The sequence below is a fragment of the Pseudoalteromonas sp. 2CM39R genome (assembly GCF_023161845.1).
In genome coordinates this window covers 93,316-114,280 of record NZ_JALNTM010000018.1, presented here as the reverse complement: position 1 = coordinate 114,280, position 20,965 = coordinate 93,316, and the positions used below count along the sequence as shown (strand labels likewise).

27 protein-coding genes are annotated in these 20,965 nt (G+C 40.8%); 19 read left to right on the top strand and 8 right to left on the bottom strand.

All coding sequences use genetic code 11. From position 1 onward, the window contains the following. Nucleotide 1: 1 nt before the first annotated feature. The 13 genes from lptE to MTF66_RS29550 all read left to right on the top strand — a co-directional run bounded on the left by lptE (nt 2) and on the right by MTF66_RS29550 (nt 10,533). Nucleotides 2-493 carry an LPS assembly lipoprotein LptE gene (gene lptE / locus MTF66_RS29610; RefSeq protein ID WP_138622749.1) on the top strand — a complete coding sequence of 164 codons (492 nt, stop codon included), beginning with the start codon at nt 2-4 and terminating at the stop codon, nt 491-493. Then, a complete protein-coding gene (gene holA / locus MTF66_RS29605; RefSeq protein ID WP_138622747.1) occupies nt 493-1,533 on the top strand; it encodes a DNA polymerase III subunit delta in 1,041 nt (346 codons plus the stop codon). Before lptE ends, holA begins: the two co-directional genes overlap by 1 nt. A 12-nt stretch (nt 1,534-1,545) precedes the next feature. Then, on the top strand, nt 1,546-2,175 hold the full coding sequence (nadD, locus tag MTF66_RS29600; protein ID WP_138622745.1) for a nicotinate-nucleotide adenylyltransferase: 630 nt from the start codon (nt 1,546-1,548) through the stop codon (nt 2,173-2,175). 62 nt (nt 2,176-2,237) lie between these two features. Further along, nucleotides 2,238-2,555: a ribosome silencing factor gene (gene rsfS / locus MTF66_RS29595; RefSeq protein ID WP_010388304.1), complete on the top strand. Its 318-nt coding sequence runs from the start codon at nt 2,238-2,240 to the stop codon at nt 2,553-2,555. A 37-nt stretch (nt 2,556-2,592) separates the two neighbouring features. After that, nucleotides 2,593-3,063, top strand: coding sequence for a 23S rRNA (pseudouridine(1915)-N(3))-methyltransferase RlmH (gene rlmH / locus MTF66_RS29590; protein WP_008109455.1), 471 nt, complete (start codon nt 2,593-2,595; stop codon nt 3,061-3,063). 9 nt (nt 3,064-3,072) lie between these two features. Next, nucleotides 3,073-4,953, top strand: a complete 1,881-nt coding sequence (gene mrdA, locus MTF66_RS29585) for a penicillin-binding protein 2 (protein ID WP_010388286.1) — start codon at nt 3,073-3,075, stop codon at nt 4,951-4,953. After that, the gene (gene rodA / locus MTF66_RS29580; RefSeq protein ID WP_010388283.1) at nt 4,950-6,056 is read left to right on the top strand and encodes a rod shape-determining protein RodA; all 1,107 of its coding nucleotides are present in this window, start codon (nt 4,950-4,952) and stop codon (nt 6,054-6,056) included. Before mrdA ends, rodA begins: the two co-directional genes overlap by 4 nt. Next, the gene (locus tag MTF66_RS29575) at nt 6,056-6,817 is read left to right on the top strand and encodes a septal ring lytic transglycosylase RlpA family protein (RefSeq protein WP_138622743.1); all 762 of its coding nucleotides are present in this window, start codon (nt 6,056-6,058) and stop codon (nt 6,815-6,817) included. Before rodA ends, MTF66_RS29575 begins: the two co-directional genes overlap by 1 nt. A gap of 54 nt (nt 6,818-6,871) precedes the next feature. Next, the gene (locus tag MTF66_RS29570) at nt 6,872-8,032 is read left to right on the top strand and encodes a serine hydrolase (RefSeq protein WP_008468004.1); all 1,161 of its coding nucleotides are present in this window, start codon (nt 6,872-6,874) and stop codon (nt 8,030-8,032) included. Between the two features lie 209 nt (nt 8,033-8,241). After that, on the top strand, nt 8,242-8,520 hold the full coding sequence (ybeD, locus tag MTF66_RS29565) for a DUF493 family protein YbeD (protein WP_008109437.1): 279 nt from the start codon (nt 8,242-8,244) through the stop codon (nt 8,518-8,520). 19 nt (nt 8,521-8,539) lie between these two features. Continuing rightward, nucleotides 8,540-9,193, top strand: coding sequence for a lipoyl(octanoyl) transferase LipB (gene lipB, locus MTF66_RS29560; RefSeq protein WP_008109436.1), 654 nt, complete (start codon nt 8,540-8,542; stop codon nt 9,191-9,193). Further along, on the top strand, nt 9,190-10,155 hold the full coding sequence (gene lipA / locus MTF66_RS29555; protein WP_008109434.1) for a lipoyl synthase: 966 nt from the start codon (nt 9,190-9,192) through the stop codon (nt 10,153-10,155). The genes lipB and lipA overlap by 4 nt, the downstream gene beginning before the upstream one ends. Nucleotides 10,156-10,293: 138 nt before the next feature. Continuing rightward, nucleotides 10,294-10,533, top strand: coding sequence for an RNA-binding protein (locus MTF66_RS29550; RefSeq protein ID WP_138622741.1), 240 nt, complete (start codon nt 10,294-10,296; stop codon nt 10,531-10,533). Nucleotides 10,534-10,644: 111 nt separating this feature from the next. Here the strand turns inward: MTF66_RS29550 and MTF66_RS29545 are convergent, their stop codons facing one another. The 5 genes from MTF66_RS29545 to MTF66_RS29525 are packed head-to-tail and all read right to left on the bottom strand — an operon-like array spanning nt 10,645 to nt 14,180. Continuing rightward, nucleotides 10,645-11,718 carry a phosphotransferase enzyme family protein gene (locus MTF66_RS29545; RefSeq protein ID WP_138622740.1) on the bottom strand — a complete coding sequence of 358 codons (1,074 nt, stop codon included), beginning with the start codon at nt 11,716-11,718 and terminating at the stop codon, nt 10,645-10,647. A gap of 44 nt (nt 11,719-11,762) precedes the next feature. Continuing rightward, nucleotides 11,763-12,638, bottom strand: a complete 876-nt coding sequence (locus MTF66_RS29540; RefSeq protein ID WP_138622738.1) for a sugar phosphate nucleotidyltransferase — start codon at nt 12,636-12,638, stop codon at nt 11,763-11,765. A gap of 15 nt (nt 12,639-12,653) precedes the next feature. Then, on the bottom strand, nt 12,654-13,103 hold the full coding sequence (locus MTF66_RS29535) for a flavodoxin (RefSeq protein WP_248529404.1): 450 nt from the start codon (nt 13,101-13,103) through the stop codon (nt 12,654-12,656). After that, nucleotides 13,103-13,867, bottom strand: coding sequence for a tRNA pseudouridine(65) synthase TruC (truC, locus tag MTF66_RS29530; protein WP_138622734.1), 765 nt, complete (start codon nt 13,865-13,867; stop codon nt 13,103-13,105). Before truC ends, MTF66_RS29535 begins: the two co-directional genes overlap by 1 nt. Continuing rightward, nucleotides 13,860-14,180, bottom strand: a complete 321-nt coding sequence (locus MTF66_RS29525; protein WP_054202447.1) for a YqcC family protein — start codon at nt 14,178-14,180, stop codon at nt 13,860-13,862. Before MTF66_RS29525 ends, truC begins: the two co-directional genes overlap by 8 nt. Nucleotides 14,181-14,283: 103 nt before the next feature. Between MTF66_RS29525 and MTF66_RS29520 the strand changes: the two genes are divergently transcribed. Beyond that, nucleotides 14,284-15,312 carry a DUF3549 family protein gene (locus MTF66_RS29520; protein ID WP_010388256.1) on the top strand — a complete coding sequence of 343 codons (1,029 nt, stop codon included), beginning with the start codon at nt 14,284-14,286 and terminating at the stop codon, nt 15,310-15,312. Further along, nucleotides 15,313-15,612 carry a DUF3301 domain-containing protein gene (locus MTF66_RS29515; RefSeq protein ID WP_008109417.1) on the top strand — a complete coding sequence of 100 codons (300 nt, stop codon included), beginning with the start codon at nt 15,313-15,315 and terminating at the stop codon, nt 15,610-15,612. 604 nt (nt 15,613-16,216) lie between these two features. Here the strand turns inward: MTF66_RS29515 and MTF66_RS29510 are convergent. Continuing rightward, entirely contained in the window at nt 16,217-16,867 is a 651-nt protein-coding gene (locus MTF66_RS29510) for a GNAT family N-acetyltransferase (protein WP_008109415.1), read from the bottom strand. Nucleotides 16,868-17,154: 287 nt separating this feature from the next. On the opposite strand from MTF66_RS29510, the gene MTF66_RS29505 reads away from it, so the two are divergent. The 3 genes from MTF66_RS29505 to MTF66_RS29495 all read left to right on the top strand — a co-directional run bounded on the left by MTF66_RS29505 (nt 17,155) and on the right by MTF66_RS29495 (nt 18,549). Next, nucleotides 17,155-17,388 (top strand): DUF2789 domain-containing protein, encoded by a 234-nt coding sequence (locus tag MTF66_RS29505; RefSeq protein WP_138622732.1) that lies wholly within the window; start codon nt 17,155-17,157, stop codon nt 17,386-17,388. 104 nt (nt 17,389-17,492) lie between these two features. Continuing rightward, nucleotides 17,493-17,762 carry a hypothetical protein gene (locus MTF66_RS29500; RefSeq protein WP_008109411.1) on the top strand — a complete coding sequence of 90 codons (270 nt, stop codon included), beginning with the start codon at nt 17,493-17,495 and terminating at the stop codon, nt 17,760-17,762. A 13-nt stretch (nt 17,763-17,775) separates the two neighbouring features. Beyond that, nucleotides 17,776-18,549 carry a Zn-ribbon-containing protein gene (locus MTF66_RS29495; protein ID WP_138622730.1) on the top strand — a complete coding sequence of 258 codons (774 nt, stop codon included), beginning with the start codon at nt 17,776-17,778 and terminating at the stop codon, nt 18,547-18,549. A gap of 55 nt (nt 18,550-18,604) precedes the next feature. Here the strand turns inward: MTF66_RS29495 and syd are convergent, their stop codons facing one another. Continuing rightward, on the bottom strand, nt 18,605-19,144 hold the full coding sequence (syd, locus tag MTF66_RS29490; protein WP_010388242.1) for a SecY-interacting protein: 540 nt from the start codon (nt 19,142-19,144) through the stop codon (nt 18,605-18,607). A 59-nt stretch (nt 19,145-19,203) separates the two neighbouring features. On the opposite strand from syd, the gene queF reads away from it, so the two are divergent. After that, nucleotides 19,204-20,049: an NADPH-dependent 7-cyano-7-deazaguanine reductase QueF gene (gene queF, locus MTF66_RS29485; protein ID WP_138622728.1), complete on the top strand. Its 846-nt coding sequence runs from the start codon at nt 19,204-19,206 to the stop codon at nt 20,047-20,049. Between the two features lie 33 nt (nt 20,050-20,082). Here the strand turns inward: queF and MTF66_RS29480 are convergent, their stop codons facing one another. Beyond that, complete coding sequence (locus MTF66_RS29480; protein WP_138622726.1) at nt 20,083-20,964, bottom strand: peptidylprolyl isomerase; 882 nt, start codon at nt 20,962-20,964, stop codon at nt 20,083-20,085. Between the last annotated feature and the right edge of the window lies 1 nt (nt 20,965).

The window sequence follows — 20,965 nt, the reverse complement described above, 5'->3', positions numbered from 1 at the left end:
TATGGCTACTTTAAATGCCATTAAAAACGGACTAGCCTTAGCGCTAGTCTGTTTTTTGTTATCGAGCTGTGGCTTTCACCTTAAAAAAGCATCAAGCCTACCCGATGATTTAAAACAGCTAACCTTGGTGGGTGATGATCAAAAATCAGCTTTGTTTAGCTATTTGCAAACAGAACTGACTATGAGCGATGTCACTTTAGTCCCTGCTAGTAAACAGTCTGCGCAACTTTATTTATTTAAAGAGCAGCTAGAGCGCCAAACCTTGTCGTTGTTTCAAAACGGACAAGTAGCTGAATATGAACTGGCATACAGTGTGAGTTATGTTGTAAAACGCCCAAAACAAGAAGCCATTGAAAAACGTTTTGAGCTTTACCGTAATTACCAAGATGATCCTGACAACGCACTAGCTAAAGCAAAAGAGCTTGAACTACTGATCAGCGAAATTCGCCAGCAAGCGAGTCGTCGAATTGTTAGAGAGTTGTCGCAACTATAATGCGTTGTTATGCAAATCAGCTGCCTAGCGAATTAAAAAAGGGGTTAAAACCTTTTTATTTGGTTTTTGGTGAAGAGCCTTTTCAAGAAGCGCAATGTGTACAGCTCATACGCGACAGCGCAAAAGCGCAAGGCTTTGATGAAGTAATTAAATTCACTTTAGCCCAAGGCTTTGATTGGCAGGAAATCATAGCGCAATACCAAAGTATGTCGTTATTTAGTGCGCGTACAATTATTGAGCTTGACTTAAACCAGCAAAAACCTGGTACACCCGGTGCTAACACCTTTAAAAAGGTTGTTGAACTTGAAAATCCTGACACCATTTTAATTGTTAAAGGCGCCAAAGCAAGCCAAGATGTGCAACGCGGTGCGTGGTTTAAAGCACTCGATAAGCAAGGGTTATTTGTACCCTGCTATCCGCTTAGTGGTAATCACTTAAAACGTTGGCTTGATGAACAATGCCAACGCTTGTCACTTAATTTACAAAACGAGGCTAAGCTCAGTTTAATTAATGCCACTGAAGGCAATTTACTGGCTTGTTTCCAAGAGCTTGAAAAGCTGTCACTAATACATGGTGACGCTCTCATTACCCAACAACTGGTAATGCAAGGGCTACTAAACCAATCTAAATTCGATATTTTTGATTTAAGTGATGCCCTGTTAAACGGCTATACTACACAAGCAATAAAAGTATTAAATAAGCTTGCCAGTGATAACACTGAAGTGGTGAGTATTTTATGGGCCATCAATAAAGATTTAAATACCTTAATCAGTGTACAACAAGGGTTATTGCAAGGTGAGTCATTAGCGACCCTGTTTAAACAAAAAGCGATTTGGAAAAATCAACAAGCGCCGGTACAAACAGCGATAAACAGACTAAATATTCACACCCTTGAAAGTATTAGCAGTGAACTGGCATTATTTGATGCAAGCTACAAACAAGGTGTATTAATTGCCCCCTATCAAGCATTAGCACATATTTGTATTAAATTTTGCCAACCACTCGATATTCCACTGCCGTGTCATACTAACCGCCAGTAAAGGAAAAATACCATGATTGCAATTTTTGGTGGCACTTTTGACCCTGTTCATTTTGGGCACCTTAATATGGCGCAGCAATGCGTTGCGACCTTTAAATTACACTCACTCTATTTTATGCCCTGTGCAATACCCGCACACAAAGCGGCACCGGGGATCAGCACCGAACATCGTATTGCAATGCTTAAAACCGCAATTAAACCATATTCGCAGTTTAAGCTTGATTTACGGGAGCTAAAACGTAGCGGCCCGTCGTATTCTTTATTAAGCTTGCAAGAACTAAGAGCAGAAAATCCCGATACCCCGATTCTATTTTTAATTGGTATGGACTCATTCAACAACCTTGATAAATGGTATCAGTGGCAAACAATAACGAGTCTATGCCATATAGTGGTGTATCAACGCCCAGGTCAAAACTGTGATGTACAAGGTGAACTTAAAAACTACAAACAGCAGGCTATGAGCAACGATATTTCACTACTGAACGAAAAAAATGGCGGACACCTTTACTTTTTAGAAGGTAAGCAACTGGATGCCGCATCCAGCACTATCCGTCAAGCTCTTAAAAAAAGTATTAAAAAGAGTGAACTATTACCCGACACCGTGAGTCACTATATTGAGCAGCACCGGCTTTATCAAGAGTGATTGGTATAAACCCCTCGGCGTGTTAAAATAACCGCTATTAAATTTTAAATTGAGACAAAACCTTGGATTCGAAACAACTACTCGCTTTTGCACTAGACAAAATTGACGATATGAAAGCACGTGATGTGATTCAACTTGACGTAACTGGCACTTCAGACGTAACCGATTACATGATTGTATGTTCAGGCACATCAAGACGTCATGTATTGTCAATTGCTGATAACTTAGCAAAAGAAGCTCGTCACGCTGGTGAAGAGCCATTAGGCTACGAAGGCCAAAGCGATGGCGAATGGGCATTAGTTGATTTAGGTGATGTGATTGTTCACGTTATGCAAGATCAAGCACGTAGCTATTACGATCTAGAAAAGCTTTGGGGCTAATAGCTCCCTATTTTAGACAACGCTTGGAAGTAACGTCGTGAAAATACAAATGATTGCTGTTGGTACAAAAATGCCAGCATGGGTAGAAACAGGTTTTGCAGAATATCAGCGCCGCTTTCCCAAAGATATGGCACTGGAACTAATCGAAATACCTGCAGGTAAACGTGGCAAAAACGCAGATATAAAGCGTATTTTACACACCGAAGGTGAAAAAACCTTAGCCGCCATACCTAAAGGCAATCGTATTGTCACACTGGAAGTAACCGGTAAAGCACTGGATACTCACCAGCTAGCGAAAAACATGGAAAAGTGGCAACTTGATGGTCGCGATGTCAGTTTACTGATTGGTGGACCAGAAGGCTTAGCTCCCGAGTGTATTGCAGCCTCTGAGCAAAAATGGTCGTTATCAAATTTAACGCTTCCACACCCTTTAGTACGCATTATTGTTGCTGAAAGTCTTTACAGAGGCTGGAGCTTAAATAACAACCACCCTTATCATCGCGAGTAGTTTCTTGCCATGCTAAAACGAAGACCCACTATTCGCGACCACTCAGCAGAAGCTAATTTATTTGCTCGGCGTGCATTTGTGGGTTTTATTTTTATCTTAGCCTTAGTAGCCATATTATTGTCTAACTTGTACACCATTCAAGTTGACGACCACCAAGATTACCAAACTCGCTCTAATGACAACCGCATAAAAGTAATCCCTATTGCACCTAATCGCGGACTTATTTATGACCGCAACGGTGTTTTACTGGCCGAAAATAAGCCCGTTTATAACCTTGAAGTGATCCCCGAAGAAGTTGATGATTTAACCGCCTCTTTGAAGTCTATCAGCAAAATCATTGAAATAACCGAGCAACAACAAGCTGATTTTCTTGATGATATAAAACATACTCGACGTTTTAAAAGCCAAGTCCTCAAAGCCCGTTTAAATGAAAACGAAGTAGCGATGTTTTCAGTAAACCAGCATAAATTTCCAGGGTTTAGCATTGAAGCGCGCCTAGCAAGATATTATCCCTTTGGCGATACTTTAACCCATGCATTAGGCTATGTTGCAAAGCTCAATAGAAAAGAATTAAATAAGCTTGAACAACAAGATGAAGCCACAAACTACCGAGCCACGCATGATATTGGTAAACTGGGTATCGAAAAGTATTACGAGCCATTATTACATGGACAAGTCGGCTCACAGCGGGTTGAAGTAAACAACCGTGGCCGTATTATTCGCACCTTAAACATGGATCCACCGCAGCCGGGTGACGACTTAGTACTTACTCTCGACATTGGTTTACAACAAATAGCCCAACATGCACTTAAAGATATGCGCGGCGCTATTGTGGTAATGGATGCAAAAGATGGCGGTGTTCTAGCGCTTTATTCAAACCCAAGTTATGACCCCAATTTATTTGTGCACGGTATTAGCAGTAAAGACTACAAAGCCTTACTCAACCCTGATCGTCCACTGATCAACCGTACCACTCAAGGACGCTATGCACCCGCATCAACTATTAAGCCGCACATGGCTATTTTGGCATTAGAAGAAAACATAGTGCAAGAAACCACCACCATGTGGGATCCAGGCTTTTTTCAAATACCAAACGTAGAGCATAGATGGCGAGATTGGCGACGTTGGGGCCATGGCCATGTTGATGTTTACAAGGCAATAGAAGAGTCATGCGATACCTACTTTTATGACGCAGCCTATCGTATGGGGATCACCAAAATAAGTAACTTTATGGCTCGCTTTGGCTTTGGTGAGTTATCCGGTATTGATATTCATGAAGAAACAACCGCTATTTTACCCTCAAAAGAGTGGAAAGAAGATCGTTTTAAAGAGTCGTGGTGGCGTGGCGATACTATTTCTGTAGGAATTGGCCAAGGTTATTGGACTGCCACCCCCATTCAAATAGCGAATGCCACTAATATTTTAGTTAACAGAGGGATAAATCACCCTCCTCATTTAGTGCAAGTTGCTAAAAAAGAAGATCAAATTACTCAGCTCAATAATGAAGAAAAGCCACCTGTTGTACTCAATAATGAAGATAACTGGCGCATCGCGATTGATGCCATGCATAACACCGTTAAAAAAACCACCGGAACTGCCCATCGTGCGTTTAAAGGCGCTACCTACGATCCAGCAGGTAAAACCGGTACAGCCCAAGTAGTCAGTATTGCTCAAGGCGAGCGTTACGACGCCGATGCACTTAAAGAGCGCCAACGTGATAACGCCATTTACGTCGGTTTTGCCCCCTACAACAACCCACAAATAGTAGTGTCTATTGTGGTAGAAAATACCGGAGGCGGAAGCTCAGTAGGTGCGCCTATTGCCCGTCAATTAATGGATTATTATTTTGCAGCTAACCCAATTCAATCCTCAGGGAGTAAAGTACCATGACGGCTTTACATAATAAGCGTTCTATTTGGCTACGCCTGCATATCGACTTGCCACTTTTAATTGCTTTATTACTGATGATGGCTGGCAGCATCACTATCGTTTATAGTGCCTCTGGCCAAGACTCGGCTATGATGATCCGCCATGTAACCCGCATGGCAGGTGCAATTATTGGAATGTTTGTTTTAGCGCAAATCCCCCCCGCTACGTTAAAACGCTTAGTCATTCCCATGTATTGCCTAGGGTTACTCATGCTAGTTGGAGTACTACTATTTGGTGTAAGCTCTAAAGGCGCTCAACGCTGGTTAGATTTAGGTATTACCCGCTTTCAACCCTCAGAGCTGATGAAATTAGCGGTTCCTATGATGGTGGCTTGGTACATTGGTCGTAACCACTTACCACCGCGTCCACTTCATTTAATTATTGGCTTTGCCATTGTAATGTTGCCCACCTTACTTATTAAGGAACAGCCCGATTTAGGCACCTCAATTTTGATTGCCAGTTCGGGGGTGTTTGTATTGTTTTTATCTGGCTTGAGTTGGCGTTTAATTGGCTTTTTAAGCTCAGTTGTTGCTTTGGCAGCGTGGCCATTTTGGCACTATGGTATGCACGATTATCAAAAGCAAAGAGTACTAACCTTTTTAGATCCTGAGAGCGATCCGCTTGGTTCTGGCTATCATATTATTCAATCAAAAATTGCTATTGGCTCAGGCGGTATCGAAGGCAAAGGCTGGTTGCAAGGCACACAATCACAACTGGAATTTTTACCTGAACGACATACCGATTTTATTTTTTCTGTACTGAGTGAAGAGTTTGGTTTATTTGGTGTGTGTATTTTACTTAGCCTGTACTTATTCATCATTGGCCGTGGATTATTTATTGCAGTTAATGCACAAGAAGCTTTTGGCAAGTTACTCGCAGGCTCTCTGACACTCACATTTTTCGTTTATATTTTTGTAAACATTGGTATGGTCTCGGGTTTATTACCTGTTGTAGGTGTTCCCTTACCATTAATTAGTTATGGCGGCACCTCAATGGTGACCTTGATGGCTGCATTTGGCATTATTATGTCGATTGCCACAGATAAAAGGATGCTCTTAAAATAATGCGCCTTTATAAACAACTTATAATTATTACACTCGTTAGCCTCTTTTTAAGTGCATGTAGCAGTTCAAATAGCCGTTACAGCATGCGCCATGATGCAGCGCCTCTTCGAGCACCAACTGAATTAGAAATGCAAGATGCTATTGTCACTAAAGTTATAAAAAGCGCGAGCACCACACGCCCTTACGAAGTGTTGGGCAAACGTTATACCCCTATGCTCGATGAAACAGGTTATTCAGAAACGGGCATTGCCTCATGGTATGGCCGAAAATTTCATGGTTATCACACCTCTAACGGCGAAATTTACGATATGTTCGCTATGACGGCAGCTCACAAAACCTTGCCCTTACCGAGTTTTGTGCGCGTAACAAATACAGCCAATGGCCAATCTGTTATAGTACGGGTTAACGATCGCGGGCCTTTTCATGACGATAGAATCATTGATCTTTCTTATGCTGCAGCCTATAAACTTGGCTACCATAAATACGGTACAGCACAGGTTAAGCTTGAAGCGATTACCCTTGCAGATACCCATGCACGAAAAACCTATGTTCAAGTAGCTGCAGGTAGTACGTTAGCCAACATAGAAGCATTGGCACACACACTACGAGAGCAATATAAATTACCAACAAATATCGTCGAAAAAGACGGTATGTATAGATTGCACTTAGGGCCGATAAAAGATGCCCAACACGCGCAACAAGTACTAGAAACATTAAAACAAAATCAATTTCAAAACGCGTTCTTGCTTTACACTCAGTAAGCCCTTTAGAATAGGGAGAATGCATATTTTTAACTTTAACCATTAATGAGTATGATGAAATCTATTAAACATAAAATTCTTACTGGTGTTTGCGGCTTAGTCTGTTCTGCCGCCGTCTTTTCAGCCACCGCACAAATTATTCCAGCCCCTCCTCAAGTTAATGCTAAAGGTTACTTTTTGGTGGACTTCACCACAGGTAAAGTGATTGCAGAAGGTGAAGCTGATACAAAACTTGCTCCTGCTAGCTTAACTAAAATGATGACTAGTTATGTAATTGGTACAGAAATAAATGCGGGTAATATCGCACCCACCGATATGGTAACTATCAGTGAAAAAGCGTGGGCAAAAAACTTTCCTGAATCATCTAAAATGTTCATTGAAGTGGGTAAGCAAGTAAGTGTAGATGAACTTAATCACGGTATTATTGTGCAATCAGGTAATGATGCCTGTGTTGCCATGGCTGAGCATATTGCAGGCAGCGAAAGTGCCTTTGCAGATTTAATGAATGCCCATGCTGAAAAGATAGGCATGACAAATACTCACTTTATTAATAGTCACGGTCTTGATACAGACGAGCACTACACAACGCCACGCGATATGGCCACACTTGGCGCAGCCTTGATCAGAGATGTGCCGGACGAATATGCACTATATAAAGAAAAGTCATTTACATACAATGGTATAAAGCAATATAACCGTAACTCGTTGTTATGGGATGAAAGCTTAGATGTTGATGGTATTAAAACAGGCCATACATCTGATGCGGGTTACAGCTTAGTCACCTCGGCAACGAAAAACGACATGCGTTTAATTGCGGTAGTTATGGGTACTTCAAGTGAGCGTGCGCGTAAAGTTGAAAGTAAAAAACTGCTTAACTACGGTTTCCGCTTTTTTGAAACAATTACGCCTTACAAAGCTGGCGATAGTTTTGCAGAGCAACGCATCTGGATGGGTAACAAAGAGAATGTCTCTTTAGGTATTTTAGAAGACACCCCTATTACAATCCCTCGTGGCCAACATAAAAACCTGAAAGCAAACTTTGAGCTTGACGATACGCTTGAAGCACCTTTAGCTAAAGGCACTAAAGTAGGCACGCTGTTTTTACAACTTGAAGGCGAAGATATTGCACAATATCCGCTAGTTACGCTTGAAGAAATACAAGAAGGTAGCTTCTTCAGCAAAATATATGACTACTTACGCTTACAAATAATGTAAGCACGAGTAAAGTAATATGAACGCCTCTTCTGTGAGGCGTTTTTTTTTGCTTGAAAAGTGCTAGAATGCGCCCCATATATACCAATCGTATTGAATGACTATCGTTGGCTTAGGTCAAAAGTAACATCATTTCAAGATTGTCATTAGCCTGTCAGTTTTAAGCTTAACGTATAAGTTGAGCCAACACTTTTGTTTGAGGAGTTCCCGTCGTGGTTGAACCTGTTAAAAACACTAAATTTGATGAGTACCTAGAGTACCCTTGCCCGTTTACATTTAAAATTATGGGTTTAGCAAACGTAAACTTAACTGATCAAATTTTAGAAAAGTTACAACCTATCGCTCCGGGTGATTATGCGCCAAAAGTAAAACCGAGCAGTAAAGGTAACTATGAGTCAGTCACTTTAGTAGCCACAGTAACAAGCGGCAAACACATTGAAGAAATTTACAACGTGATCAGCAATATCGATGACGTGCGCCATATGCTTTAAGCTATAGTTGAGATTTGTTGTGAGCGAAAACACCCTAATCGTACGCCAACTGGGTCGTCAGCGTTACATGCCGATTTGGCAAAAAATGCAAGACTTTACCGACACCCGTGATGAAAATACGCCAGATGAAATTTGGTTAGTAGAGCATGAAAGTGTATTTACCCAAGGCCAAGCCGGTAAAGATGAGCACTTACTCGCCCCAGGTGACATTGAAGTGATTAAAGTTGACCGCGGTGGACAGGTTACTTACCATGGCCCTGGTCAGCAAATGATGTATGTATTATTTAATTTACGTCGTTTAAAAATTGGGGTGCGAGAGCTAGTTACTTGGCTTGAAGAGTGCATCATTGAGTCCCTTGCAGAGTTCGCCATAGATGCATACGCGAAAGCGGATGCCCCTGGTGTTTACGTTAACGACAGTAAAATTGCATCTTTAGGTTTACGAGTTCGTCGTGGCTGCTCATTTCATGGCTTGGCATTAAATGTTAATATGGATCTAAGTCCATTTTTACGCATTAACCCATGTGGTTATGCGGGCATGAATATGGTGCAAACTAAAGAACTAAATGGCCCTCAAAACCTTGAAGCTGCAGGTGAAGGGCTGGTAAAACACATGATCAAGAAGCTTAATGCAACACAGGTTAAGCATACTGAAGGGTTTGAAAACGAATGAATAAACCAGTCAAAATGGAACCAGGTGTAAAACTACGCGACGCAGAAAAAATGGCGTTGATCCCCGTTAAAGTTTTACCAACAGAAAAAACCGAAATGCTCCGTAAGCCAGAGTGGCTTAAAATTCGCTTACCCAAGTCAACCGAGCGGATTGACGGCATAAAACAAGCAATGCGTAAGCACGGCCTTCACTCTGTATGTGAAGAAGCTTCGTGTCCTAACTTATCAGAGTGTTTTAACCACGGTACAGCGACCTTTATGATTTTAGGGGCTATTTGTACACGTCGTTGTCCATTTTGTGACGTTGCACATGGTCGCCCATTAAAACCTGATGCCGCTGAGCCTGAAAAGCTGGCACTGACCATTAAAGACATGAAGTTAAGCTATGTGGTTATTACTTCTGTAGACCGTGATGATTTACGTGACGGTGGTGCTCAGCACTTTGCTGATTGTATCCGCGAAATTCGTAAGCATAATCCAGAAATTACCATTGAGATTTTAGTGCCCGATTTTCGTGGCCGTATGGACAGAGCGTTAGAAATTTTAATTGAAACGCCGCCAGATGTATTTAATCACAACCTAGAAACTGCGCCACGTTTATACAAACTTGCGCGCCCAGGTGCTGACTATAAATGGTCTCTTGAATTATTACGTCGCTTTAAAGAAGCCCATCCTGAGGTTAAAACAAAATCAGGCTTAATGGTTGGCCTTGGTGAAGAAATTAGCGAAATCGAGGAAGTACTTCGTGATTTACGTGCTCATAACGTTGATATGCTTACTGTAGGGCAATACCTACAACCGTCTAAGCATCACTTACCCGTTAAGCGTTACGTGCCACCAGCTGAATTTGACGCATTAAAAGAATATGCTGATGAAATTGGCTTTACACACGCCGCTTCAGGCCCGTTTGTACGTTCAAGCTATCATGCAGATCAACAAGCAGCGGGTAAAGAAGTAAAGTAATCTCTCGCAATGTATAAAAAACCGCCATTAGGCGGTTTTTTGTTTTTTAATAGTTATTTTTACTGTTTATAAAATAACGTTAGGTTAAAGCAAGGTTACTTGAGATAATTATGCTTGAACCCATTATTTAGGTTATATATGAAATTATTAGTTCGTAACTTATCACGTGCCACTACTGAGCATGATCTTCGTACGTTATTTACGGCTCACGGTAAAGTGACCACCTGTAACTTGGTACTCGATAAAGAAACAGGCCAATCTAAAGGCTTTGCCTTTGTAGAAATGCCTAATGACATTGAAGTTAAAGGCGCAATTAAAGCGCTTAATCAAACCACAGTAGACAAAAGCAAAATCCGTGTAAAACTAGCGGATGCTTAATAAGTAAAAAATTGAGATGTTGGAAGTTAACACATACTTTCAATGTTTAACCTCAATTTATATTGCTCAAAGTTTTAGTTATAACGCTTTGAGCAATATAATTAATTGGGTTTATACCTGAGTCAAAATCTCCTTTAAGACCTGCTGCTTACTTACTATATCCTTGTATAAGGCAAATTGGTTTTTTCCGCGATCTAAGTTGTGTCTCTTATGCTTAACGCTAAAGTAATTATCACCATCTATATAATCAGTTAAAAAGCGTAAGCCAATCATAAAGGGCATTACTTTAGCACCTAACCAAAAGCTTTGTTTCTCGGCGGGTGTTAATACCCCCTTTAGTGGCTCAACATAGCCTTTAACAATCGCTGCAAAAATATCTTCACGAACACCTACCTTTTCAAGCGCCGTTGAATCTTCTTGCTCTGCAGAGCAAAATGTTCTGACCATATCGCCAAAATCATTAAGCCAATAACCAGGCATACAGGTATCTAAATCTATCACCGCTTTTGCATTATTAGAGTCTAAGCAAAATAGCATGTTGTTTATTTTAGTATCGTTATGGCACACACGAATAGGCACTTTTCCCTCAAGGGCATTAAGCTCATCGATAAGTGAAAGCTGCGACAGGCAAAAATCAACCTCTTCCTGACAATGAGCCAAACGTTTATGAGGATCGGTGCTAACCACTTGCTTGAAGACTTCTGCACGCATGGCCAAGTTATGAAAATTGGGAATAACGGCATGTAAATTGTTCGCGTCAAAGTCTTGTAGCGCTTGTGCAAATTGGCCAAATGCATTGGCCGCTGTTTGTGCCTGGCTAGCAGTATTAACCACATCTTCACTGTAGCTGCCACCAATAAACTCAAGTGCTCGCCAAGTATCATCATCATCATTAACTAAATAGTCATTCTGAGTCGTCGCTACATGGCGTACTATTGCTAGATTGAATTCACCTGCTTGTTGTTTTTTACTTAAGTGTTGCTCTATTAATCGCGCATTATCAACAAGTAACTGTGGTTTTGGAAACACCACCGTATTAAGCTTTTGTACAACCAGTGACCGCTTCGAAGTACTTAATAACATAGTAGTATTTATATGCCCACTGCCTATGGGTTTTATGCTCGCATGCTTCTCGTCAAGGCCAAAACTCTCAGATAAATAAACTTCTATAGGAACTGTATTCATTTTCTACTTCACTCTTTTCGCTCAAGGCGATAATAATTTAATAGCTACGCTTGACGTAATGCGCACAAAGTAGCCGCAATGCTTGTCAGTTCTGATTTATAGGTAACACCAAACCAAGGCTCTTTTGCAGTGTATACAAATACAGGCTGTGCTTTTACATTAATAGCTTTCTGGATTTGATCAGGTAAGTAGTACTCTTGCTGAGTATTCACGTTATATTGCTGTAAAAACGTTTCAAAGCCTTGTTGCAAATAGTCAAAAAAGCAGGGAGTGATCCCCCAAAAACTCATCGAGCCTAGGGAGTTGGGGCTAATTTTCTCACGTAAACCCTGTGGGTTATCGCCAAAAGTATGCTCAGACTGTTGTTGAATATTCAAATACTCGGTTACGGCAACAAGCTTTCCATCCGCAATATTACATACCCCACGATTAACACCACCGTGCTCAGAAAGAGTATCAATAATCGGATACCCTACCATTGCCCATTCAGCGCTTTTTTTAAAGTGCTCACTCAGTAATACAAACGAAGATTTGCCATAATAGTCATCGGCAGTGATCACAATAGCGGGGTTATTAATGTGGGCTTTGGCACACAACAGAGCATGACCTGTGCCCCAGGGTTTTTTCCGTTGGGCAAGTGTTGCTTTAAACTGTTCGGGAACCTGCTCAATGTGTTGCTTCACCAGTACCACATCAAGATCACTAGGCAAGCGTGGCAAAATAGTACGCTCTATTTCACTGCGTACCGCTTGGTTTATTATCAGCACCACCTGCGTCACGCCTGCAGCATGCGCATCAATAATACTCAGCTCCATAATAGTGCAATTTAGCCCTGGAATCTCTGCAATTTGTTTATTGCCACCAAAGCGACTACCTAAGCCACCTGCAAGCACAATTAAACTCAGTTTATGTTTTTTCATTTAGAGTCTGCGCATTTAAGAGGGTAATTTACCAAGCCAAGTTTGTAACCAAAGCTCGGTGACAGGCCAAGGCTCAAAGTCTTCACAGGCATCAATTTCTAGTCGGTTACCCACAGGTTTAGCTTGTAAGTCACGTAATAGTTCATCAAAGCTACGCCCTGCTGCGCAAAACGTATCACCGTAGCTTCTGTCACCCATGGCTACAATGCCAAATGTTTTATTGGTTAACATTGGAAACGTACTGTTAAGCTGATTATAAAGCTCTGCCAAGTTAGCGGGTATATCGCCTTGTCCTGTTGTTGAAGTAACTATTAAAATATGCGTCGCATTTTTTAGATCTTCTAAACTTGGCTCTGCAAATACGCTTACCTGATGGCCAGTTTGCTCTATAGTATCGCTTATTTGCTCACTTAAACGTTCAGCACCACCGTACACGCTGCCTACAAAAATACTAATATGTACCATTAATAATCCTTTTCTTCACTTGGCCACCCTAACTGTTTGCAAATACTCAACATTGCATCACCTAGTGGCGCTTTAATTATTATCGATTCGTTACTATAAGGATGTACAAAGCTAAGCTCTGTAGCAAATAACATTAATCGTCTAAGGGAGAAATGCTCTCTAAAAAACTGATTATGCTGGTTATCACCATGGTTAACGTCGCCAATTATCGGTAACGACAAATGTTTTAAATGGCGACGAATTTGATGTTTACGCCCTGTTTTAGGAAAACACTCTACCAAAGAATACCTAACCGTTGGGTATTTTCCTATGGGAATAGGCAACGCAGCTTGGTGCAAACAGTTAAACTGAGTTTGTGCTTCTTGAGCATCTTTACCCTGATCGGCAAATTTATCAGCGATTTTGTCTAGTTCTTCTTTTAACGGTTTATCTAAAAAAACAGATTCAGGCGCAAATCCGCGTACCAAAGCTAAATAACGCTTTGAGATCGTGCCCTCAATAAACAACTGATTCATATCACGCGCGGCTTCTGAGCTTAGAGCAAACAGCAACACACCCGATGTCGGCCTATCAAGACGGTGCACAGGAAACACATGCTGACCGAGTTGATCGCGTAGCATTTGCATTGCAAATTGAGTTTCATGCTTATCTAAAAAGGAGCGATGAACAAGTAAGCCTGATGGTTTATCAATCGCTACATAGTTCTCATCTTGATAGAGAATGTTCAGTTCGCCGTATTCAACTGGCGCTGGACGTTCAGTCATCTGACTCTCCAAGCAATGAATCTAATTGCGTCAGCAAAGAAATAATCTCTTCGCTTCCGGACTTATCAATGAGTGTCATTTGCGCCATAGGAGCAATCGCAAAATTACGCGGTAACGGTTGTTTCATTGTAATAATCTGTTGAATTTTTTCTATAAATACAAACTGTAACCACTGTTCAAATGCAAGAGTATCATGGCAAAAAGGGACGCTTGAATGCAACAATGCAGAGTCAATCGGCTCATTCTGCCAAAGCTGATACTTTTTAAGTAGCGCAGTTAATTGTGTTAAATAGAGTTGGGTTTGCTCAGTCATAATCACCCTTTACTTTGTATATTGCACAATTATACCCTGTTCCCTCAACAGTCGCTATGGCGTATAATTAGCGTAATTTTGTAGTAAAAACAGTTGGAAATTCATGAGTGAACATATAGCCACATTAGGCCAGCTTTTAGACGGTGCAGGAACTCAATGGCGTGCTTTTGATATTGGCAGGCATATTACCAAGCTTGATAAACAACAATTTTTAGCTGTTGAACAAGCACAAGTTCCTTACCCTTACCCATTAGCAGGCCATGCATGGCTAGCGATTCAATTTTGGGACAGTAAAGCTAGCAAAGAACCCTATGTGTGGTTTTTAAAATTCCCACTTGATGAACAAAGTAAACTCGTTAGTGCCAGCCGCGACCACTTTGCAGACATGGTAATTCAAGCACTAGGAACAGAAATTACCGGCGAACAAGCCGATGGCAAACTCGATAACAACCCGTACGTATTTACTCCTAATGCTAATAAATTAGCGGCGTTTAATGCACAAGTTAAAGTGTTATTAAAACAACCAGCCTCACAGTATTATGAGCATGCCCAGCTTTATTTTAGTGGCCAGATTGGTTTTGATAATTGGCAAAGTGTGGCACTACAAGGCATTGCTGATTTTGCTTATCGCCTCAACAGTGCTGATAACTTAAAACACTTACACGCTGCGTGGCCTAATTTACCTGTTGAAGTATTACAACCATTAAGCGCAATGCTTGAACACATCGAAATACCACCCACGTTAAGTGAGTTAATGTTAAGTTATGGACAAACCGCTCTTAAGAATAATGATGTGGTTACGGCTTCTGCCGCGCTTCGCGCCATATCATCAGGGCAAGCAACAGGGCTTAGCGCACAACTGGTTGACTGCGCTTTAGAATCTACGCTTGGGCAAGACTCAGACATTTTATTAACTATTGCAGGTCGCTGCTTTAAACAATTAGAAGAGCCACAGCGTTTGCATGTATTTATGGATAACTGTGCGCACCATGAGAAAATAGCTGAGTTATTTCCCAGCATTTTTGCAGATTTAGTTGCAATTCCAACTATTCGCCCACATTTATTAGCATTACTACGTAAAGAAAACAGAAGCGAGACGTTAGCTCGCGCAATTGGAAGGTTATTCTCTTAAATGGCTAGTTTATGGACGTTCATACTTATTGGGGCTGTAATTTATTTTTTTTGGCTAAATCGTAAAATAGCCGAAGCAGCGAACGTTCATGCCAAACGCCAAAGTGAGCAATTGCAGGTACAACTAATGAGTGTGGCTTGTAGCAAGCGTCGGTTTGGCATTTTAAAAAGTGGTAAACCGGGCATGAAAAGCGAATTTATTTTTGAATTTTCAAGCGATGGTGAAAATGCTTATCAGGGAGTGTTAATCATGGAAGATGAAAAGCTAAAAAGTGTGGTTGTGCCACCACATAAGATATAATTTTTGTAAACAAAAAACCAAGGCGTAACCTCAGTTACGCCCTAATTGCCAACATCCTGTAAGGTATCCTTTACCTGATCCTTGTTTATCATCCACTGAACGAGCAAACTACCGTGTTAGCCCTCCATTGCATCCTGCAATATCCTCTTGCCGCCTTGGCCGTCCTGCGTAAACTAACGCTCCTGCAATGTCCTATCGCATCATCCTTGGTATCCTTTAAATAGCTCCTAGCTATTTTAGTACTTCATGTACTTCCTGTTTCATCCTTGCATCCGTGTTAACTTGTCCTTTGCGCTTCCTGCTAGTCACTACTATGCTGCCTAATTCCATATCCATGGCATTAGCTCAGTCATTGAGCTATGTCGTCTTGACAAAGTAAAGTTTAAACCAAACGGCTGGGTATAATAGTGAGGAAAACTAAAAAATTTAATGTCACAAAATTGAAAAAACTAAAATAGCTATAAATAACAGAAGCTTGATGCTTATAAACGGATAAATAATGGATTTAAACTGACAAAGAGCACACTAATGTAGGATATATCTCACACTTGTGTGCCCGATTTGGAACATAGGCTTACAGATACGCCATTATGAACAACTACCTTTATTGAGCATTAGCAACTTTAAATAGTAATTCACCCTTAACTTGGTTAAATGAAAGTTGTTTAAAGTGCTCAAAGCCTTGCGATTTAAAAAATTTCGTATGCTCGTCACGAGTCACAAATACCGCTATACCAGAAGACTCAGGATTATCGTGTATTAAGCCATCTAAACCTTTAAGTAAAGTGCGACCAAACCCTTGCCCGTGAAAGTGTGGATCAACCGCAATAAACGCTAAAAAGTAATAATTCCCTTGCGGCTTTAAGGCGTCACGAATGGTTTTTTCTTTTTCAATTAATTGATTCGTTTGTAAATAACCTGCACTTAGCATCAGCTTTAATCGCCAATGCCAATAACGCTCAGCTTGTAATTGGCTATTTGACTCAAACACACAGGCAACCGCTTTTAATTTATCATTACGGTAAAGGCCAATTAAAGGCTGCTTCTCTTGCCAAAAGCTACTGAGCTCTTCACGAATAAGTGCACGTAGTTTTTTTTCATAATCGAGCGGGTTATCTTCGTTATACCCTAGCAGAGTTTGTAAAATAGGATCGTTTTGGTATGCCTGATATATCAGGCTGGCTGCTGTGCTTATATCCTCTGGTGCAATATGTTGAACACTAAAGGCGTCTGTCGATTCAGCTGTGGCTGTCATTTTATTTCCTTTATTATTTTACACCCCTGTCATTACGCCAAGTAACGCATAAGGGATTAATTTTGAACTACAACGATGACCAAATACTTATATTACTATATACCCAAGAGCAATAAATAAGCGAATTTACATTTTAGTTATTACGCTTATTCTCTGTATTGAGTCAGATCATGCTTTAGCGACTTACTACTGAGTAAATAAAGCATAGATTCAGTAAGGGTTAAACTGGCTAGATATACCATTTCCCCCTAGAGTTAATACATATTAATTCATTTAGGAGCATTATTATGGATACAACAAAACATACTATTAATACCTTGTTCGCCCAACTAGGACTGCCGGATTCGGATGCGCAAATAGATGCATTTATTGCCTCGCACTCCATTGCCGATACAACCTTGTTGCAAGATGCTCCCTTTTGGGATGAAGCCCAACAACATTTCATTGCCGAATCGCTAGCGGCTGATGGCGATTGGAGTGAAGTAATAGATGAATTAGACGTACGTCTTCGTCAAAAATAATTAATTTTATGGCGCATTTTAATGTGCCTTAGCCACTTTATTGATACCATACCCGCTCGCAGCGTCTATGTTGCGAGCTTACTTTATAAAAGAGTTATAATTGAATGAACGCTGCTGTATTTGAAGCTATTAAAGTCCTTCTTGATGAAGGCAAAGTTCCCACTGTTGCACTAACTAAAAGTCGTTTAACAACACCGACCCCAATGCCGGTTATTATTGCTGCGGTGAGTCAATATAAGAATAATCCTGATTCAATTTATAATTTAATGAAAACCCCAAAGCAAAGTGTCAGTAATGAAGATCAGAACAACTCTCAATTAGATAGAATTGAGCAAAAGTTAGATCAATTACTGACATTACTCGCGCCAAAATAATTTGAGACTATAAATGTTTGTTGTTGATTTAACATTTGACTGCTACCAAGACACCACCTTAGAGCAAGCCGAGCAAGCAATAAATCGCTTGGTAAATGCATTACGTTTTAATGGCCAAATCATTGGAGAAGAATTTCCGACGGTTTTGAAAGATGGCTATTTTATCACTCGCGTTATGTGTCCGACCGAAGACGCTATGCACCCTCTTAACAACAGTGCATTTGTAAAGCACAGTGTTGAAAAGCTTCATGATGCAGGCTTGTTAGCACCAAAGGTGAAAATAATAGGTCAAGACATTCACTCAAACGGTGCCGATGGTTGTAAAGATCCCTCAAGCTATATTTTATATACTACGTATGTGCACACCTGCAGCCCACTGTATTGTGGCGATGACTTTTTACCCGTTCCGCTATTTAATATTCCGGCAATTGCCAATGGCGATTATAAAACCCTGATTAAATGGCAAGAAGATTGGCAAGCATGCGATCAAATTCAAATTAATGGCGCAACTCGCTGTGAATTTCCTGCACTAGAGGAAATAGCCAGCACACAAAGTGATTTGTATCGCCGAGGTAAAGATATTAGCAAACGCATCAGCTTTTTAACTAAAAAGCCTGTTTACTATTACTTATATCGTGTAGGTGGTGTCGATAAAGCCTCGGAGCTTAAGCGCAAATGCCCAAGTTGCCAAGGTGAATGGAAATTACCTGAGCCATGGTTTGGTTTATTTGATTTTAGGTGTGAGCCGTGTGGTTTAGTGTCTAATATTTCATGGGATTTTCAATAAATCCCATACTTAAGGTGCTATGTCTAAAACATCACACCTTAAAATTACCTTATAATTATACTGCTAACGACGCTATAAATTCACTGAGGTTTTTGGCGAGTACATGATGTGGCTTTTTACCTACATACTCTAGGCACACCTCACCTGTTTCCACTAATACCGTAACAAGTAAATCATCTTGATCAGTTAAACCAATAAAAACACTTGGCGCTTGCTTTAGCTTTCGCTTCATTAAAACATGACCCGTGATATTTTGTTGCAGTAAGTCAAAGTCATCCTCATTCCACGCTTGTAATAATTCTACTTGATGGCCATCAACGCTGGCTAAAATACTGCCAGCAAACATATGGCCATAAAACTGGCTAAGTTCATCAGGAAATTCAAGCTCTAATGCGTTAGCGAGATCAGCCAAAGAACCTGCAGGCTCTCTCACTATCGCTTGCCATTGAATCATACCGTGCTCATCGGCTGTGCCTATTTCACAAGGACTTGGCCATTGCTCATCGTGGGCGATGAGTGGCTGCTTTTGTGTATTTTTGATAGTTTTTTCACTAAAGCGTTGGTGAAGTTGGGCTAATTGCATTGCAACAGACATACTGTGAAACTCATTTAATTTAGATATAATGTCCCCATTGTAACTATTTAAGAGCAAACATGACAGATTACAGCAATTCTCCCGATCTTAAAGGCAGCGTACTTGGTCAATCTACTGAGTATGTAGATCAATACACGCCCAGCTTGCTTTTTCCTATTGCTCGCAAGCTTAATCGCGACGCGCTGAGTATTGATGAAGCCGCATTACCATTCAAAGGCCAAGATATTTGGACCGGTTACGAACTATCTTGGTTAAATACCAAAGGCAAACCACAAGTTGCGGTGGCGATATTTACTTTCGAATGTCAAAGTAGTCACATTATAGAGTCAAAGTCGTTTAAGCTTTATCTGAACAGCTTTAACCAAAGTCGCTTTGGAAGTATTGACATTGTTAAGCAACATTTAATTGAAGACTTATCAAATGCGGTAAACAGCCCGGTAAAGGTAACCTTATACAGCGCTGATGATTATAATTGTATTCCTTGCACACCGCTTCCTGGTGAGTGTATTGATGAGTTAGATATTGAAATAGATAACTACCATATTGACGCACATTCTTTAAAGTCACAAAGCGATAAAGTAGTTAGCGAAACCTTGCATAGCCACCTGCTTAAATCGAACTGTTTAATTACTTCGCAACCGGATTGGGCCAGCATTATTATTCGTTATACTGGTGAGCAAGTGTGTCGTGAGTCATTATTACGCTATTTAATTTCGTTTAGGACCCATAATGAGTTCCATGAGCAATGTGTAGAGCGTATTTACAGCGACTTAACCACTCAATTGAATATTAAAGAGCTTGAAGTTTACGCGCGCTATACGCGTCGTGGCGGCCTTGATATTAATCCATATCGCTCAACGCATTATAACGATACCCCTTTTGCGGTAAAAATAAACCGTCAATAAGCTAAACAAAAAAGGAGCCTGAGGCTCCTTTTTTTAATCGTTAAGTTGCTTAGTTGGTACAGGCATTCCACACACATCAATGTAATTATGGCTATACGCAAACCATTCCTCACTACGACTACCTCGTGCTGAAATTAACTGTTTAAATGCATCTGAGTCTGTTTTCATTACTTTAAATCGGCTGTGATCGCTGCTAACGTCGGCTAATACTTGTAAATCTGTAATAGGATTAAACTCGCTACCACCTTTAGGTGTGCGCGCTAGCTGATGAAAATGTGCCATACCTGTAAGTACTCGCCCAAATACGGTGATATTTTTGTCTAAATAACGTGGACCTTGCCCTATGGTGACAAAAAATTCCGTGCTGGCACTATTAATATCGTTGCCGCGCGCCATTGCAAATACACCATGGCAATGAATTTGCCATGTTTGATCACGTGTTTCATTTTGCGCCACCGCAAAACCATTTAAAAACCCGGTTATTGGTGCATAACCATCTCCACCCATTTCAGTGATCATAAGCGGCTTATTGGTGGTTAAATAAAACTCGGCAGGTACTGTGCTATTTTTGGTTTTAGTTAACTTTTTACCCGTGCTATCACCACCTTGAGCAACAAACCCTTCCACAAAACGATAAATATGAGTGCCCTGATAAAAGCCCTTTCGTGCCAATTTTTTAATATTAGCACTGTGTTTTGGCGCAAGCGCTGGATTGAGCTCAATATACGCGGCACCGGTAGGTAGGGTTAGTTTTAAAATATTCTCAGGGTCTACCCATCGCCATTGCTCATCTGTTGTAGATGCAATAATCTCACTACTGGTTAGGCTTTTAACCGGCGTTGCTGGCAAAGTGCTTTGCTGGACACATCCGCCGAGCAAAGCCGACGCTATAATAGTGATTACGAATTTTTTCATA